The sequence below is a fragment of the Streptomyces sp. HUAS ZL42 genome (assembly GCF_040782645.1).
Lineage (GTDB): Bacteria > Actinomycetota > Actinomycetes > Streptomycetales > Streptomycetaceae > Streptomyces.
The window spans coordinates 7,621,426-7,638,327 of sequence record NZ_CP160403.1 but is presented as its reverse complement, the minus strand read 5'-3'; the positions used below and the strand labels follow the sequence as shown (position 1 = coordinate 7,638,327).

The following is a 16,902-nucleotide window of genomic DNA, read 5'->3' as shown; positions in this document are numbered from 1 at the left end:
ACGTTCCCATCTGTCCTAATTTGCCCTTCCCTGTTCCACTAACCAGCATCGTACGTCACACCTTTGCCTGGCCATTTTGCGGCCGCTAAGAATGGCTCCCGTCGCTCAGCGCCGCGGTTTCCCCCGCGGCGTTCGTGCAGAAAGCACCCGTGTCCCGTCCGGACAGCGAGCGACCTCCGCGCTATTCGAAGAGGTCCATCTGCCATGCCCAAGAACACCAACAGTCGTGGTCTCCGCCGTTCCCTGACCAAGCAGCACAAGATCGGGCTCGCCGGTGTCGCCGCCCTCGGCGCCGCCGCCGTCGCCTTCTCCGTGGTGCCGGCCAACGCCGGAACGACCACGACCGGCGCGGCGTCCTCCACGCAGGTGGTCTACAGCTCCGAGCAGATCAAGAACGCCAAGACCGACGGGCTCTCCGGCACCACCGCCGAGATCGAGGCCCTGGCGGCGCAGAAGAGGGCCGCGGCGGACGCCCTCGCGAAGCAGAAGGCCGAGGCCGCGAAGAAGGCCGCCGCCGCCAAGGCCGCCGCCGCGAAGAAGGCCGCTGCCCAGGCCGCCGCCAAGAAGAAGGCCGAGGCCGCGCGCAAGGCGAAGGAGGCCGCCAGCCGGGCCGCGCAGCGCGCCAAGCTCAAGGCCGCCGCCAAGAAGACCTACCCCAACAACCTCGACGGCTGGATCCGCGAGTCGCTCGACGTCATGAAGAAGCACGGCATCCCGGGCTCCTACAACGGCATCTACCGCAACATCATCCGGGAGTCCTCGGGCAACCCGAACGCCATCAACAACTGGGACATCAACGCCATCAACGGCGTCCCGTCCAAGGGCCTGCTGCAGGTCATCCCGCCGACCTTCAAGGCCTACCACGTCCCCGGCACGTCCTGGAACATCTACGACCCGGTCGCCAACATCACCGCCGCCTGCAACTACGCGGCCGACCGGTACGGCTCCATGGACAACGTCAACAGCGCGTACTGAGGTCAGCGCGGACCTCTTCTCGCGAACACGAACGCCGAAGGGCGGCACCCTCCTGACAGGGGTGCCGCCCTTCGGGACGTACGGGGGCGACTACTTGCGCATGACCTCGGGCTCGTGGCGGCGCAGGAAGCGCATGACGAAGAAGCCGCAGATCACACCGAGGGCGATCAGCGCGGCCATGTCCAGGCTCCAGGCGCCGACGGTGTGGTCCCACAGCGGGTCCGTGTCGCCCGCCTTCTCCGGCGGGCTGATCTTGTTGAAGTCCAGCGTGGCGCCGGCGGCACCGACCGCCCAGCGGGACGGCATCAGGTACGAGAACTCGTTGACGCCGATCGAGCCGTGCAGGGTGAACAGGCAGCCCGTGAAGACGACCTGGATGATCGCGAACATGACCAGCAGCGGCATGGTCTTCTCGGCCGTCTTCACCAGCGACGAGATGATCAGGCCGAACATCATCGAGGTGAAGCCCAGAGCCATGATCGGGACGGACAGCTCCAGGATCGTGGCGCTGCCGAAGACCAGACCCTCCTCCGGGATCTCGCGGTTGAAGAAGCCGATGGTGCCGACCAGGGCGCCCTGCAGAACGGTGATCATGCCGAGCACGAACACCTTCGACATCAGGTACGCGGACCGCGACAGGCCGGTGGCGCGCTCCCGTTCGTAGATGACCCGTTCCTTGATCAGCTCACGCACGGAGTTGGCCGCGCCCGCGAAGCAGGCGCCGACCGCGAGGATCAGCAGGACGGTGGTGGCCGTGCCGTTCGGGATGATGCGGCCGGCCGCGTTCGGCGGGTTGGGCAGCAGACCCTTGTCGGCGTCGATGAGCAGGCTCACCGCGCCCAGGACGGCCGGAAGGATCACCATCAGGGCCAGGAAGCCCCGGTCGGAGGCGATCACCGAGACGTAGCGGCGCACCAGGGTGCCGAACTGGGACAGCCAGCCCTGCGGTTTCGGCGGCTTCATCGCCTGCATCGGAGGCATCTGTACGGCCTGCGGCGCAACGGCGTCGATGTCCGCGGCGTACATCTGGTAGTGCTGTGAGCCCTTCCAGCGTCCCGCCCAGTCGTAGTCGCGGTAGTTCTCGAAGGCGGAGAAGACGTCGGCCCAGGTGTCGTAGCCGAAGAAGTTCAGCGCCTCCTCCGGCGGGCCGAAGTAGGCGACGGCACCGCCCGGCGCCATCACGAGGAGCTTGTCGCACAGGGCCAGCTCGGCCACGGAGTGGGTGACGACGAGGACCGTGCGGCCGTCGTCGGCGAGGCCGCGCAGCAGCTGCATGACGTCGCGGTCCATGCCCGGGTCGAGACCGGAGGTCGGCTCGTCGAGGAAGATCAGCGACGGCTTGGTGAGGAGCTCCAGGGCCACGGAGACGCGCTTGCGCTGGCCGCCGGAGAGGGAGGTGATCTTCTTCTCCTTGTGGATGTCCAGCTTCAGTTCGCGCAGCACCTCGTCTATGCGCGCCTCGCGCTCGGCGCCCGTGGTGTCGGCCGGGAAGCGCAGCTTGGCCGCGTACTTGAGGGCCTTCTTGACGGTCAGTTCCTTGTGCAGGATGTCGTCCTGCGGTACCAGGCCGATGCGCTGGCGCAGCTCGGCGAACTGCTTGTAGAGGTTCCGGTTGTCGTAGAGGACCTCGCCCTGGTCCGCGGGGCGGTAGCCGGTGAGGGCCTTCAGGAGCGTGGACTTGCCGGACCCGGACGGGCCGATGACCGCGATGAGGGACTTCTCCGGGGCGCCGAAGGAGACGTCCTTGAGGATCTGCTTGCCGCCGTCGACCGTGACGGTCAGGTGGCGGGCGGAGAAGGACACCTCACCGGTGTCGACGAACTCCTCGAGCCGGTCGCCGACGATCCGGAACGTCGAGTGGCCGACGCCGACGATGTCGGCGGGGCCGAGCAGTTGCGAGCCGCCCTTGGGTATCGGCTGGCCGTTGACGTAGGTGCCGTTGTGCGAGCCGAGGTCGCGGATCTCCATGCGGCCGTCGGGCGTCGAGTGGAACTCGGCGTGGTGGCGGGAGACCTGCAGGTCGGAGACGACCAGGTCGTTCTCCAGGGCACGGCCGATGCGCATCACGCGGCCGAGCGAGAACTGGTGGAACGTGGTGGGGCTGCGGTCGCCGTAGACCGGCGGCGCCCCCGCGCCGACGCCGGGTCCCTGTTGCTGCGGGATGTGCGCGGCGGCCTGCTGCGGCTGCTGCCAGCCTGCCTGCGGTGCCTGCTGCTGCGGCGCCTGCTGGGCCCAGCCGGGGTTGGCGGCCTGCGCCGCGAACGGCTGCTGCTGAGGCTGGGCCTGCGGCACGGCGACGTCGGCCGCCGCTCCGGAGAGGGTCAGGCGCGGTCCGTCGGTGGCGTTGCCCAGGTGCACCGCCGAGCCGGGGCCGATCTCCAGCTGGTGGATCCGCTGGCCCTGCACGAACGTGCCGTTGGTGCTGCCGTGATCCTCGATGACCCAACTGCGGCCGTTGAAGCTGACGGTGGCGTGGCGCCAGGACACCCTGGCGTCGTCGAGCACGATGTCGCCCTGCGGATCGCGTCCGAGGGTGTATGGCCTGGACGGATCGAGCGTCCAGGTGCGTCCGTTCAATTCCAGTACGAGTTCCGGCACTCCATGCCCCACTGAGTAGTCCCCCGAGTTACCCCCATCACAGGGAGTCTAGGGATGTCGAACATCGTCGGGAACTATTTCAGGCGCGGCCCCCTGACCGAAAGTCGGGCCTCGTGAAGTCCGCATACCGGAGCTTCGGCCGTTCTTGTTGACGGGGTTGAAACCGGCCCGGAGAGTGGTAAACGCACGCGAGGGGGACATGCGCGGCTGCTTTGCCGCGTTGTGCCGCGGATCGGGGGGTCTGCCATGAGCGCGTCCGTGAACGTCGGGACCTCGAAGTACGGCAAGCACGGCCCGAGGCTGCCGTGGGGGGACGTCCTGCTGTCCGCGATCGCCGCCGTGAGCTGGGCGTTGATCGGTATGGCGGGCACGGCGGCGCTCGGGCTGCATCTGCTGGAGGCGGACACGGCCGGCTCGCTCGGCCCGATGACCGCTGCGGTGGTGGCACTTGGGGCGGGTGGTTCGGTGACGCCGTCCGGTGACGTGTCCGCTTTCGGCCTGAAGGGCGCGGAGGCGAGCACCGCCATCGAGATCACGCCATTGGGCGTGAGCCTGGTCGGTGCGCTGCTGTTGTCGTGGTTCTTCCTGCGATCCCTGCGCACGGCCGGAGTTGTCATCGCTCCGGCCGAACTCCTCGCGCGTGCGGGCGCGGTGGTCTCCCTGTTCGTCGCGACGCTGGGCGGGCTGGCGTGGGCGGGGCACGACGTCATCACGATCGACGGGGGCTCACTGGGGCTGGACGACCTGACGGGCGGGGGTGGCGGCTCGGGGGGCATCGAGATTCCGGGCCTCGGCGACGTCGGGGACATCGGCGGGCTGCTGCCCGACCGGATCGGCGACCTCGTCGACGCGAAGGCGGCGGTCGGGTTCACCGTCGACACCGTGCCCACGCTGCTCGGCGGCCTCGGCTGGTCGGCCGGGGTCCTGCTGATCGCGCTGCTGGCCTCGCGCCGCACCCCGCTGCCGCGCGGCTGGGAGGCCGTGCACCGCGTCGTACGGCCCGCCGCGTCCGCCCTCGTCACGGTGCTGCTGGTGGCAGTCACGGCGGGGTGCGCGGCGGCGGCGTACGCGGCGATCGGCGACGACCATCCCAAACGGATCGCGGGCGCGGCGCTGCTCGGCGCGCCCAACGGCACATGGCTGGGCATCCCCATCGGGCTGTTCGTCCCCTGGGACGGCCGCGCGACCGGCGAACTGGCCAGGCTGCTGCCGGACCCGTTGGACGACCTGCTGAGCGTCCGGTCGGACCAGCCCGTGACGCTGGGGCGGCTGGCGGAGCTCGACGGGCGGGTGTGGCTGCTGGGGGTCGCGGCCGCGCTGATGATGCTGCTGGCGGGCGTGCTCACGGCTGTACGGACGCCGGTGGTACGGGATCCGGGTGCCCTCGGCTTCGCCGGGCGGTGCGCGCTGCGGCTGGGGATCGCGACCGCGCTGACGCTGCCGTTGCTGGCCTGGCTGACGGACGTGTCCGTGGACGCCTCGCTGTCCGTGCTCGGCTTCGACGCGTTCGGCGCGGGGATCGAACTGCACGGGCGTCTCGGCATGGCGCTCGTTCTCGGTGCCCTGTGGGGTGCGGGTGCGGGGGCCGTCGGTGGGTTGCTGGCGTACGCGAGCGGGGCGGCGGGACGGCGGGCGGCATCGCCGGCACTCGGTGACGTGGCCGGCGGTTCGGCAGGAGGCGCGGGGGCTGCGACGGAAGGTGTGGGGGCTGCGGGGAGTCCGCCGTATGCGGGCAGCAGCTCCGGCCCGTACACCCCCGGGGCGTCGTTCCGGCCCCCCAACCCGGCCACCAATCCGTACCTACGGCTCCCGGACGAACTGCGGGAGCCCGAGGACGCACGCCCACCTGGTGGAGGCCGAACGGCGGACACCGGTGAGGATCGGCCCGCGCCGCCGAACGGCGGTCCGCCGCCTCCGGGCGACGTGTACGGTGCTCCGACGGTCGTCCGCCGGATCGAGCCGCCGCCGAGGTCACCGCGGCGGCTTCCCGGCTCGCGGCCCGGCAACCGGCCGCCCTCCTCCCCGGACGAGGGCCCCCCGCCACCGCCCCCGCCACCGCCTGCCCCGGGGAAGCCGAAGCGGCCCCGGTGAGCCGCGTGGCCCGATGACCGAGGAGCGGGAGGATCTGGGGCTCAGGACCGGCACGTGATGTCGGCGACACCCGAACGACACCCACTGTTCCCTGTCCGCAAGGCGGACCTCAGGGGCGGCAGGCACTGCGTGCCGGATACGGTGGATACACCATGAGCGCTTCGCAGACCTCGACCTCTGACGTCCCCACCCTCCTCGTCAAGATCTTCGGCAAGGACAGGCCGGGTATCACGGCCGGCCTGTTCGACACCCTCGCCGCCTTCTCCGTCGACGTGGTCGACATCGAGCAGGTCGTCACCCGTGGGCGGATGGTGCTGTGCGCCCTCGTGACGGAGCCGCAGCGCGGGCTGGAGGGGGATCTGCGGTCGACGGTCCACAGCTGGGCCGACTCGATGAAGATGCAGGCGGAGATCATCTCCGGTATCGGCGACAACCGGCCGCGCGGCCTCGGGCGCTCGCTCGTGACCGTGCTCGGGCATCCGCTGACCGCCGAGGCGACCGCCGCGATCGCCGCGAGGATCACCAAGGCGGGCGGCAACATCGACCGTATCTTCCGGCTCGCCAAGTATCCGGTGACGGCGGTCGAGTTCGCCGTGTCCGGTGTGGAGACCGAGCCGCTGCGCACCGCCCTGGTGACCGACGCCGCCGCGCTCGGCGTCGACGTGGCGGTCGTCGCGGCAGGGCTGACGCGGCGCGCGCAGCGTCTCGTCGTCATGGACGTGGACTCGACGCTCATCCAGGACGAGGTGATCGAGCTCTTCGCCGCGCACGCCGGCTGCGATGACAAGGTCGCCGAGGTGACGGCGGCCGCGATGCGCGGGGAGCTGGACTTCGAACAGTCGTTGCACGCACGCGTGGCGCTGCTCGAGGGCCTGGACGCCTCGGTGGTGGAGAAGGTGCGCAGTGATGTGCGGCTGACACCGGGCGCGCGCACACTGATCCGCACGCTGAAGCGGCTCGGGTACCAAGTGGGTGTGGTGTCGGGTGGATTCACCCAGGTGACCGATGATCTGAAGGAGCGGCTCGGGCTGGACTTCGCCCAGGCCAACACCCTGGAGATCGTCGACGGGAAGCTGACGGGCAGGGTCACCGGTGAGATCGTGGACCGCGCGGGCAAGGCGCGGCTGCTGCGCCGGTTCGCCGCCGAGGCGGGCGTACCCCTGTCGCAGACGGTGGCGATCGGTGACGGTGCCAACGACCTGGACATGCTGAACGCGGCCGGGCTGGGTGTCGCCTTCAACGCCAAGCCGGTGGTGCGCGAGGCGGCGCACACCGCGGTGAACGTGCCGTTCCTGGACACCGTCCTGTATCTGCTGGGTGTCACCAGGGAAGAGGTCGAGGCGGCGGACACGCTCGACGAGCTCTGAGTCGTCCCGCATACGCGCGCGAGGGCCCGGCACCGGGTGCGGTGCCGGGCCCTGGTGTGTCGGGGGGTCGGGTCACTCGGTCGGCGCCCAGTAGTCCTCGAGCGTGGCTGCCCCGGGCTCCAGGGACTTCCAGGAGCCGTCGAAGGACAGCACGGCGAAGGCGGCGGCCGGGAAGCCCCGGTGGCTCATCCGCTCGCGGGCGTCGCCCTCGGCCGAGCCGGAGAGGATGTCGGCGAGGCCCTGAACACCCGGGTTGTGGCCGATCAGGATCACGTTCTGCGCGTCGTCGGGGGTCTCGTTGAGCAACGCGATCAGCTCGCCGGGCGAGGCCTCGTAGATCCGCTCCTCGTAGACGGTTTTCGGCCGGTGCGGGAACTCGTGGACGGCCAGTTTCCAGGTTTCGCGGGTCCGGGTCGCGGTGGAGCACAGGGCCAGATCGAAGGGCATGCCGGTGTCGGACAGCTTGCGTCCGGCGACTGCGGCGTCCTTGCGGCCCCGCTCAGCGAGCGGTCGCTCGTGATCGGTCACCTGTGGCCAGTCGGCTTTCGCATGTCGGAAGAGGACAATCCTGCGGGGTTCTGCGACGCTCATGCGTCCCAGCTTCGCATGAAACACGCCATGGGGCGCAGGGAGTTGACGGGCGCCTCAGCAGCTGTTCAGCGCGCCAGCAGCTCCTGGACGCGCTCGACGAGGTGCGTGATCGCCGGGGCGCCGGTGGCCGCGTGTGCGTCGGACGGGTTGAGTATCAGCACCAGCAGGGTGACGAACGCGAGCATCGGCAGGGCGAGCGCCCACCACGGCAGCCGGATGTCGACGCCGCCCCGGGTCGCCGGGCGGGGCTGGGTGTGCGTAGGGGCCGACATGATTGCCTCCGCTGCTCTCCGAGTGGCCGGTGGCCGCGTCTCGCGGTCACATCTCGAAGTTACGGAACAGGCGGCCCTCAACCCATCCGGTGATCCACCCAGTTGACCCTGACACTCACCCCCTAGGGGACAGGGGGGCCAGCCCCACCATCCGGCGGACAGAACGGACGGAACGGACGGTGGCGTGGCGCGGTAGAGGGCCGGTCAGGGGGAGGCGATCGTCGCGACGATGGCGATGATCACGAAGATGGCCAAGAAGGAGCCGAAGACGAGCAGCATCTTCTTCTGGCCGTTCTGCGGGTTCGGGTCGAGCACTGGCATGCGCCAAGTCTCGCACTCCTCCCCCGAGCGTCTCCCTCGGGGGTGAGGTCAGCGCGCGGCCTCGTCCTCCACCGTGCGGTCGCGCCCCGCCAGGACGCCCATCACCGTCTGCGGCACCAGCAGCGCGGTCATGAGCGCGATCGGCAGACCCCAGCCGCCGCTGTGCTGGTAGAGGACGCCCACCAGGAGCGGTCCGGGGATGGAGATCAGGTAACCGGTGCTCTGCGCGAAGGCCGACAGCCGGGCCACCCCCACGCCGGTCCTGGCGCGCATCCCGACCATGGTGAGCGCCAGCGGGAAGGCGCAGTTGGCGACCCCGAGCAGCAGTGCCCAGGCCCAGGCTCCGCCGGCCGGGGCGAGGTACAGGCCGGCGTATCCGGCGAGGCCGCAGGCGCCGAGCGCGAGCACGATCGGTCCCTGGTGGGGCAGCCGGGCGGCCAGTCGGGGGATGAGGAAGCCCAGGGGTACCCCCATCACCATGGTGACAGCGAGGAGCAGCCCGGCCGTGCTCGCGGGCACGCCCGCGTCCCGGAAGATCTGCGCCATCCAGCCCATGGTGATGTAGGCGGCGGTGGCCTGGAGCCCGAAGAAGACGGCGAGCGCCCAGGCGGTGCGGCTGCGTGTGATGCGCAGTGCGTCGGGCGGCTCGTCGCGCGCCGGTGCCTCTGGGGCGGGCGCCGGTCCCCGCCGCCGTACGAACGGAATCCAGGGCAGTACGGCCGCCGCGGCAGGCCCCGCCCACACCGCGAGCCCCGACTGCCAGCTCCCGCCCAGCATCTCGGTCGCGGGCACGGTCACCGCGGCCGCGGCGGCGGTTCCGAGGGCGAGGGCCATCGAGTACAGGCCGGTCATGGAGCCGACCCGGTCCGGGAACCAGCGCTTGACGATGACCGGCATCAGGACGTTGCTGACGGCGATGCCCATGAGGGCGAGCGCGCTGGCGGCCAGGAAGCCGGCCGTGCTGCCGACGTACGGCCGTATGAGCAGGCCCGTCGTGATGGCTGCCATCCCCGCGCACACCACGGCCGCCGGACCGAACCGGCGGGCCAGGCGGGGAGCCATGACGCCGAAGACGGCGAAGCAGAGCGGGGGAACCGAGGTGAGCAGGCCCGCCAGGCTGCCGCTCATGCCGAGCCCGTCGCGGACCTCTTCGAGGAGCGCGCCGAGGCTGGTGATGGCGGGGCGGAGGTTGAGTGCGGTCAGCGCGATGCCGGCGACGAGCAGTCGCGTCGTCCACGCGCGCGTGGCGGACCGCGCGGGCCCGGCCGTCGTCGTGGTGTCCGCGGTCGTGGACCTCGTCGTGCGGGTTTCCTGACTCACCATGAGACCTATCATAGAATCATAGGATGATTGGTTGTCCATCGGTGGGCGGCCCGCTTCCGCCCCCGCCGTGCGAAGGTGTGCCATGCCCCTGAGCCATCCCCGTCGCTCGGCACTGTCCGAGCAGGTCATCGCCGAGCTGCGCCACCAGATCACCTCGGGCGAGTGGCCGGTCGGCTCCCGCATCCCGACGGAGCCCGAGCTGGTCGAGCAGCTCGGTGTCGCCCGCAACACGGTCCGCGAGGCCGTCCGGGCGCTCGCGCACAACGGCCTGCTGGACATCCGCCAGGGCTCGGGCACGTACGTCGTGGCGACCAGTGAGCTGGCCGGCGTGATGCACCGCCGCTTCGCCGACGCCGATCCCCGGCACATCGCCGAACTGCGGTCCACGCTGGAGTCGAGTGCGGCGAGGCTGGCCGCCGAGCGCCGCACCGAGAAGGACCTCAAGCAGCTCGACGCGCTCCTCGTCCGGCGTGAGGAGGCGTGGGAGTCGGGCGACGCGGAGGCCTTCGTGACGGCGGACGCCACCTTCCACCTGGCGGTGGTCGCCGCCTCCCACAACGACGTCATGACCGCGATGTACGCCGACCTGGGCGAGGTGCTGCGGGACTGGCTGCGGGAGGACGTCGGCGAGGAGCTGACCCCGGAGACGTACATGCAGCACACGCGGCTGGTGGACGCGATCCGCACGGGGGACGCGGAGGCGGCCGCCGCGGAGGCCGCGAGCTATCCGTTCCTGTGCCGTCCGGGGCGGTTCACCGCTTCTGGTGGCTGACCCAGGCCGCGCGGACTTCCTTCCAGCAACGGCCGGTGAGCCGTACGGTCATCGCCGGTCCGGTGTCGACGGGGGCGCCGTCGGTGTCGAGGTCCCACCAGCGGTCGCACTCGATGTGCAGGCGGACGCGATCGGTCTCGACCCAGGGGTTGTGGCAGTAGGCGACCACATGGGAGCCGCGGACGTGGGTCCGGCACTCGGCGCCGAACGGCTGCGCGGCCGCCGGTCTCCCGGCCTCCACGCGCGTGTGGGGGGCCGCCTCGTACGGCAGGGACAGGACGAGAGCGACGGCGACGGTCACTGAAGCCAGGCTGCGGGACAGGTGCACAAGGGGAACCTCCTCGGCCGGGCTGGGGAGGAAAGAACGCGGTGAACGCGTAATCCAGAGTGCGCTGGTGCGGCCCTCCACCGCCCGATCGGCTAGGCCGAACGAGGGACGTCCGCCGAGCCGGGAGCCCGGCCGGCGCCCGGCCTCACGCGCGCGGGCCGGGGGCGGCGGCGCGCCCGACAGCGGCCGACGATCCACGTCTGCGCGCACGCCCCTGTCCGCGCCGCACGCAGACGCGCCGAGGGCCCCCACCCCGGAAGGATGCGGGCCCTCGGCGTCGACCGCGCCTCAGCGGCAGCGTCACGCCCCGATGGCGTGCAGACCACCGTCCACGTGGACGATCTCGCCCGTGGTCTTCGGGAACCAGTCGCTCAGCAGGGCGACCACACCGCGGCCGGCCGGCTCCGGGTCCTTGAGGTCCCACTCCAGCGGGGAGCGGCTGTCCCACACGGACGCCAGCTCGCCGAAGCCCGGGATGGACTTGGCGGCCATGGAGCCGAGCGGGCCCGCCGAGATGAGGTTGCAGCGGATGTTCTGCTTGCCCAGGTCGCGCGCGAGGTAGCGGCTGGTGGCCTCCAGGGCGGCCTTCGCCGGGCCCATCCAGTCGTACTGCGGCCAGGCGAAGGACGCGTCGAAGGTGAGGCCGACGACCGAGCCGCCGTTCTGCATCAGGGGCAGGCAGGCCATGGTCAGCGACTTCAGGGAGAACGCCGAGACGTGCATGGCCGTGGAGACCGACTCGAACGGCGTGTTCAGGAAGTTGCCGCCCAGCGCGTCCTGCGGCGCGAAGCCGATGGAGTGCACGACGCCGTCCAGGCCGCCGAGCTCCTCGCCGACCACGTCGGCGAGACGCCCGAGGTGCTCGTCGTTGGTGACGTCGAGCTCGATGACCTTGGTCGGCTTCGGGAGCTTCTTGGCGATGCGCTCGGTCAGCGTGGGCCGCGGGAACGCGGTCAGGATGATCTCGGCGCCCTGCTCCTGGGCCAGCTTGGCGGTGTGGAAGGCGATGGAGGACTCCGTCAGCACACCGGTGATCAGGATGCGCTTGCCCTCGAGAATTCCGCTCATGGTGTTCAGTGACCCATTCCCAGTCCGCCGTCAACGGGGATGACGGCTCCAGTGATGTACGAGGCGTCGTCGGAGGCGAGGAACCGCACCGTCGCGGCAACCTCCTCGGGCTGTGCGTAACGGCCGAGCGGCACCTGGGACACGATGTTGGAGCGCTGCTCGTCGGTGAGCACCTTGGTCATGTCGGTGTCGACGAAGCCGGGCGCGACGACGTTGAAGGTGATGTTGCGCGAGCCCAGCTCACGGGCGAGGGAACGCGCGAAGCCGACCAGGGCGGCCTTGGATGCGGCGTAGTTGGCCTGACCGGGACCGCCGTAGAGCCCGACGACCGAGGAGATGAGGACGACGCGGCCCTTCTTTGCGCGCAGCATGCCGCGGTTGGCGCGCTTGACGACACGGAAGGTGCCGGTGAGGTTGGTGTCGACGACCGCGGTGAAGTCCTCCTCGGACATGCGCATCAGGAGCTGGTCCTTGGTGATGCCGGCGTTGGCGATCAGGACCTCGACGGGGCCGTGCTCCGCCTCGATCTCCTTGTAGGCCTGCTCCACCTGCTCGGTGTCGGTGATGTCGCACTTGACGGCGAGGAAGCCGGCCGGCGGCTCACCCGAACGGTACGTGATCGCGACCTTGTCGCCGGCGTCGGCGAAAGCGCGGGCGATGGCGAGGCCGATGCCCCGGTTGCCTCCGGTGACGAGAACCGAGCGGCTCAACGGATCACCCTTTCCATAGGGGTCTGACACACCCGCCCGAACACCTGGGATGACAGGCGGCTTCCCCGAAAACCTATCGGTCCGGTCCCGTCCGGGGACATTCGGGCACCGACAGTGGCTCACGGGACTCGCTGTGGGGTCCCTACAGAAAGTTTGCGCACCGGGGAGGGAAACGTGTGGTCCGCGCGCCCGCTCCCGCGAAATGATCGGAGCCGACAGGCGACGACAGCAGGGAGACCTCCGTGCCTCATACGATCGACGAAGCCTTCACGGCGCTTCCCCTACGTGCCCTGGCCGACGCGGCGCTGGCACGCGCGCGTGCCCTGGGTGCCGAGCACGCGGACTTCCGCTTCGAGCGGGTGCGCAGCGCGTCCTGGCGCCTGCGGGACGCCAAGCCCGCGGGCTCGTCGGACACCACCGACCTCGGCTACGCGGTGCGGGTCGTGCACGGCGGGACGTGGGGGTTCGCCTCGGGTGTGGATCTGAGCCTCGACGCCGCCGCCAAGGTCGCCTCGCAGGCCGTGGCCATGGCCCAGCTCTCCGCCCAGGTGATCAGGGCGGCCGGGGCGGACGAGCGCGTGGAGCTGGCCGACGAGCCCGTGCACTCCGACAGGACGTGGATCTCGTCGTACGAGATCGATCCGTTCACCGTGCCCGACGAGGAGAAGTCGGCGCTGCTGGCGGACTGGAGCGCGCGGCTGCTGGCGGCGGACGGCGTCAACCACGTCGACGCCTCGCTGCTCACCGTGCATGAGAACAAGTTCTACGCCGACACCGCCGGGACCGTGACCACGCAGCAGCGGGTGCGGCTGCACCCGTCACTGACGGCCGTGTCCGTCGACGAGTCCAGCGGCGAGTTCGACTCCATGCGGACCATCGCGCCGCCGGTGGGCCGCGGCTGGGAGTACCTCACCGGCACCGGGTGGGACTGGGACGAGGAGCTCGCGAGGATCCCGGAGCTGCTCGCCGAGAAGATGCGGGCGCCGAGCGTCGAGGCGGGCCTGTACGACCTGGTCGTCGACCCGTCCAATCTGTGGCTGACCATCCACGAGTCCATCGGGCACGCGACGGAGCTGGACCGCGCGCTCGGCTACGAGGCCGCCTACGCCGGCACCTCCTTCGCCACCTTCGACCAGCTCGGCAAGCTCAGGTACGGCTCCGAGCTGATGAACGTCACCGGTGACCGCACCGCCGAGCACGGCCTGGCGACCGTCGGATACGACGACGAGGGCGTCGAGGGGCAGTCCTGGGACCTGGTGAAGGACGGCACGCTCGTCGGCTACCAGCTGGATCGCAGGATCGCCCGCCTCACCGGCTTCGAGCGGTCCAACGGGTGCGCGTTCGCGGACTCCCCCGGGCACGTGCCGGTGCAGCGCATGGCCAATGTGTCGCTGCAACCGGATCCGGCCGGGTTGTCGACGGAGGACCTGATCGGCGGGGTGGATCGGGGCATTTACGTCGTCGGTGACCGTTCATGGTCCATCGATATGCAAAGGTACAATTTTCAATTTACCGGTCAGCGGTTCTTCCGGATCGAGAACGGGCGGATCACCGGGCAGCTGCGGGACGTCGCCTACCAGGCGACCACCACCGACTTCTGGGGCTCCATGGCCGCGGTGGGCGGTCCGCAGACGTACGTCCTCGGGGGTGCCTTCAACTGCGGCAAGGCCCAGCCGGGTCAGGTCGCCGCGGTCTCGCACGGCTGCCCGTCCGCCCTGTTCAAGGGCGTCAACATTCTGAACACGACGCAGGAGGCCGGTCGATGAGCGCCCGTACGAACAAGCCGCACGAGGTCGTCGAGCGTGCCCTCGAGCTGTCCCGGGCGGACGGGTGCGTCGTCATCGCCGACGAGCACTCCACCGCCAATCTGCGCTGGGCGGGCAACGCGCTCACCACCAACGGCGTCACGCGCGGGCGCACGCTCACCGTCATCGCCACGGTCGACGGCAGGGAGGGCACGGCCTCCGGGGTCGTCTCGCGTTCCGCGGTGACCCCCGAGGAGTTGGAGCCGCTCGTGCGGGCCGCCGAGACCGCCGCGCGCGGCGCCGGGCCCGCCGAGGACGCGCAGCCGCTGGTCACGGGCGTACCGCAGTCGCCGGACTTCACGGACGCGCCCGCCGAGACCTCCTCCGCCGTGTTCGCCGACTTCGCTCCGGCGCTCGGGGAGTCGTTCGCACGCGCGCGTGCCGGCGGCCGCGAACTGTACGGCTTCGCCAACCACGAGCTCGTGTCGACCTACCTCGGTACGTCCACAGGACTGCGGCTGCGCTACGACCAGCCCACCGGGACCCTCGAGCTGAACGCCAAGTCGCCGGACCGCACCCGCTCGGCATGGGCGGGGCGGTCGACGCGTGACTTCAAGGACGTCGACCCGGCGGCGCTCGACGCCGAACTGGCCGTACGCCTCGGGTGGGCCGAGCGGCGCGTCGAACTGCCCGCCGGGCGGTACGAGACGCTGCTGCCGCCGACCGCCGTCGCGGACCTGCTGATCTACCAGCTGTGGTCGGCGTCGGGGCGGGACGCGACCGAGGGCCGGACGGTGTTCTCCAAGCCGGGTGGCGGCACCCGCGTGGGCGAGAAGCTGAGCGAGCTGCCGCTGACGCTGCGCAGCGACCCGAACGAACCGGGGCTCGAGACGGCGCCCTTCCTGATCGCGCACTCCTCCGGAGGCGATCAGTCGGTGTTCGACAACGGTCTGCCCGTCCAGGGCACCGACTGGATCCGCGACGGCCAGCTGACACACCTCACGACCACCCGCCACAGCGCCGGCCTGACCGGGCTTCCCGTCGCCCCGGCGATCGGCAACCTCATCCTCGCCGGGGGCGAGGACCGCTCCCTGGACGACATGGTCGCGAGCACGGAGCGGGGGCTGCTGCTGACGTGCCTGTGGTACATCCGCGAGGTCGACCCGGCCACGCTGTTGCTCACCGGCCTGACCCGTGATGGCGTCTACCTCGTCGAGAACGGGGAGGTGACCGGCGAGGTGAACAACTTCCGGTTCAACGAGTCCCCGGTCGGCCTGCTGGGCCGGGCCAGTGAGGCCGGGCGCACCGAGAAGACGCTGCCCAGGGAGTGGAGCGACTGGTTCACCAGGGCCGCGATGCCGGCGCTGCGGGTGCCGGACTTCAATATGAGCTCTGTCAGCCAGGGCGTATAACCTCGTACCTGATTCTGAAAAAAGCACAGTACGAGCCCAATCAAGGAGATACGAGAACCGTGACGGACATCGTCGACGAGCTGAAGTGGCGTGGGCTGTTCGCCCTGTCCACTGACGAGGACGCTTTGCGCAAGGCGCTCGCGGACGGTCCCGTCACGTTCTATTGCGGCTTCGACCCGACCGCGCCGTCACTGCACGTCGGCCATCTGGTGCAGGTGCTCACCGTGCGGCGGCTCCAGCAGGCCGGTCACCGGCCGCTGGCGCTGGTGGGCGGCGCCACCGGTCTGATCGGCGACCCGCGCCCCACCGCGGAACGCACGCTCAACGACCCGGAGACGGTGGCCGGCTGGGTCGGAAAGCTGCGCGCCCAGATCGAGCCGTTCCTCTCCTTCGAGGGCGAGAACGCGGCTGTGATGGTCAACAACCTCGACTGGACCGAGGGCCTGTCCGCGATCGAGTTCCTCCGGGACATCGGCAAGCACTTCCGCGTCAACAAGATGCTGACGAAGGACTCCGTCGCCCGGCGCCTGGAGTCCGACCAGGGCATCAGCTACACGGAGTTCAGCTACCAGATCCTGCAGGGCATGGACTTCCTGCAGCTGTACCGGAGGTACGGCTGCACGCTCCAGCAGGGCGGCAGCGACCAGTGGGGCAACCTCACGGCGGGCCTGGACCTGATCCACCGGCTGGAGCCGCACGCCCACGTGCACGCCCTGGCGACGCCGCTGATGACGAAGGCGGACGGCACCAAGTTCGGCAAGACCGAGGGCGGCGCGGTCTGGCTCGACCCGGAGATGACGACGCCGTACGCGTTCTACCAGTTCTGGCTGAACGTGGACGACCGGGACATCTCCAGGTACATGCGGATCCTGTCCTTCAGGTCCCGCGAGGAGCTGGAGGAGCTGGAGAAGCAGACCGAGGAGCGTCCGCAGGCCCGCGCGGCCCAGCGCGCGCTCGCCGAGGAGCTGACGACCCTGGTGCACGGCGCCGACCAGACGGCCGCCGTGATCGCCGCGTCCAAGGCCCTCTTCGGTCAGGGCGAGCTGGCGGACCTCGACGAGAGGACGCTCGCCGCGGCCCTGTCCGAGCTGCCGCACGTCCAGGTCGCCGAGCTCGGCCCGGTCGTGGACCTGCTCGCCGAGGTCGGCCTGGTGCCCAGCAAGTCCGCCGGGCGCCGCACGGTCAAGGAGGGCGGTGCCTACGTGAACAACGCGAAGGTCACCGCGGAGGACGCGGTCGCTGCCAAGGAGGAACTGCTCCACGGGCGGTGGCTGGTGCTGCGGCGCGGCAAGAAGAACCTCGCGGCGGTCGAGGTCACCGGCGCCTGAC

Annotated in this window: 15 protein-coding genes; 7 read left to right on the top strand and 8 right to left on the bottom strand. The window is 70.5% G+C overall.

Annotated elements, in window-relative coordinates; genetic code table 11:
- Window positions 1-204 precede the first annotated feature (204 nt).
- Window positions 205-975 carry a transglycosylase SLT domain-containing protein gene (locus tag ABZO29_RS34830; protein ID WP_367324169.1) on the top strand — a complete coding sequence of 257 codons (771 nt, stop codon included), beginning with the start codon at window positions 205-207 and terminating at the stop codon, window positions 973-975.
- 90 nt (window positions 976-1,065) lie between these two features.
- On the opposite strand, the gene ABZO29_RS34825 is transcribed toward ABZO29_RS34830, so the two are convergent.
- Window positions 1,066-3,573, bottom strand: coding sequence for an FHA domain-containing protein (locus tag ABZO29_RS34825; protein WP_367324168.1), 2,508 nt, complete (start codon window positions 3,571-3,573; stop codon window positions 1,066-1,068).
- Between the two features lie 246 nt (window positions 3,574-3,819).
- Here ABZO29_RS34825 and ABZO29_RS34820 point away from each other — a divergent pair, with 246 nt between their 5' ends.
- Both ABZO29_RS34820 and serB read left to right on the top strand, forming a co-directional pair.
- Entirely contained in the window at window positions 3,820-5,664 is a 1,845-nt protein-coding gene (locus ABZO29_RS34820; protein WP_367324167.1) for a streptophobe family protein, read from the top strand.
- 152 nt (window positions 5,665-5,816) lie between these two features.
- Window positions 5,817-7,031 (top strand): phosphoserine phosphatase SerB, encoded by a 1,215-nt coding sequence (gene serB / locus ABZO29_RS34815; RefSeq protein WP_367324166.1) that lies wholly within the window; start codon window positions 5,817-5,819, stop codon window positions 7,029-7,031.
- Window positions 7,032-7,103: 72 nt separating this feature from the next.
- Here the strand turns inward: serB and ABZO29_RS34810 are convergent, their stop codons facing one another.
- The 4 genes from ABZO29_RS34810 to ABZO29_RS34795 form a co-directional block, all read right to left on the bottom strand.
- Window positions 7,104-7,622: a histidine phosphatase family protein gene (locus tag ABZO29_RS34810; protein ID WP_367324165.1), complete on the bottom strand. Its 519-nt coding sequence runs from the start codon at window positions 7,620-7,622 to the stop codon at window positions 7,104-7,106.
- 65 nt (window positions 7,623-7,687) lie between these two features.
- Window positions 7,688-7,894, bottom strand: coding sequence for a hypothetical protein (locus tag ABZO29_RS34805; RefSeq protein ID WP_367324164.1), 207 nt, complete (start codon window positions 7,892-7,894; stop codon window positions 7,688-7,690).
- Window positions 7,895-8,098: 204 nt separating this feature from the next.
- Window positions 8,099-8,215: an SGM_5486 family transporter-associated protein gene (locus tag ABZO29_RS34800; protein WP_367324163.1), complete on the bottom strand. Its 117-nt coding sequence runs from the start codon at window positions 8,213-8,215 to the stop codon at window positions 8,099-8,101.
- Between the two features lie 48 nt (window positions 8,216-8,263).
- Window positions 8,264-9,550 carry a CynX/NimT family MFS transporter gene (locus ABZO29_RS34795; protein WP_367324162.1) on the bottom strand — a complete coding sequence of 429 codons (1,287 nt, stop codon included), beginning with the start codon at window positions 9,548-9,550 and terminating at the stop codon, window positions 8,264-8,266.
- A 70-nt stretch (window positions 9,551-9,620) separates the two neighbouring features.
- Here ABZO29_RS34795 and ABZO29_RS34790 point away from each other — a divergent pair, with 70 nt between their 5' ends.
- Window positions 9,621-10,310 carry a FadR/GntR family transcriptional regulator gene (locus tag ABZO29_RS34790; protein WP_367324161.1) on the top strand — a complete coding sequence of 230 codons (690 nt, stop codon included), beginning with the start codon at window positions 9,621-9,623 and terminating at the stop codon, window positions 10,308-10,310.
- Here ABZO29_RS34790 and ABZO29_RS34785 read toward each other — a convergent pair.
- The 3 genes from ABZO29_RS34785 to fabG form a co-directional block, all read right to left on the bottom strand.
- On the bottom strand, window positions 10,291-10,638 hold the full coding sequence (locus ABZO29_RS34785) for a hypothetical protein (protein ID WP_367324160.1): 348 nt from the start codon (window positions 10,636-10,638) through the stop codon (window positions 10,291-10,293). The two genes, ABZO29_RS34790 and ABZO29_RS34785, sit on opposite strands and share 20 nt — an antisense overlap.
- Before the next feature lie 300 nt (window positions 10,639-10,938).
- The gene (gene fabI / locus ABZO29_RS34780; protein ID WP_367324159.1) at window positions 10,939-11,706 is read right to left on the bottom strand and encodes an enoyl-ACP reductase FabI; all 768 of its coding nucleotides are present in this window, start codon (window positions 11,704-11,706) and stop codon (window positions 10,939-10,941) included.
- 5 nt (window positions 11,707-11,711) lie between these two features.
- Window positions 11,712-12,416, bottom strand: a complete 705-nt coding sequence (fabG, locus tag ABZO29_RS34775) for a 3-oxoacyl-[acyl-carrier-protein] reductase (RefSeq protein WP_367324158.1) — start codon at window positions 12,414-12,416, stop codon at window positions 11,712-11,714.
- A gap of 242 nt (window positions 12,417-12,658) precedes the next feature.
- Between fabG and ABZO29_RS34770 the strand changes: the two genes are divergently transcribed.
- The 3 genes from ABZO29_RS34770 to tyrS are packed head-to-tail and all read left to right on the top strand — an operon-like array spanning window position 12,659 to window position 16,901.
- On the top strand, window positions 12,659-14,182 hold the full coding sequence (locus tag ABZO29_RS34770) for a TldD/PmbA family protein (protein WP_367324157.1): 1,524 nt from the start codon (window positions 12,659-12,661) through the stop codon (window positions 14,180-14,182).
- On the top strand, window positions 14,179-15,573 hold the full coding sequence (locus ABZO29_RS34765; protein ID WP_367324156.1) for a metallopeptidase TldD-related protein: 1,395 nt from the start codon (window positions 14,179-14,181) through the stop codon (window positions 15,571-15,573). Before ABZO29_RS34770 ends, ABZO29_RS34765 begins: the two co-directional genes overlap by 4 nt.
- Before the next feature lie 59 nt (window positions 15,574-15,632).
- On the top strand, window positions 15,633-16,901 hold the full coding sequence (tyrS, locus tag ABZO29_RS34760) for a tyrosine--tRNA ligase (protein WP_367324155.1): 1,269 nt from the start codon (window positions 15,633-15,635) through the stop codon (window positions 16,899-16,901).
- The last annotated feature ends 1 nt before the right edge of the window (window position 16,902 follow it).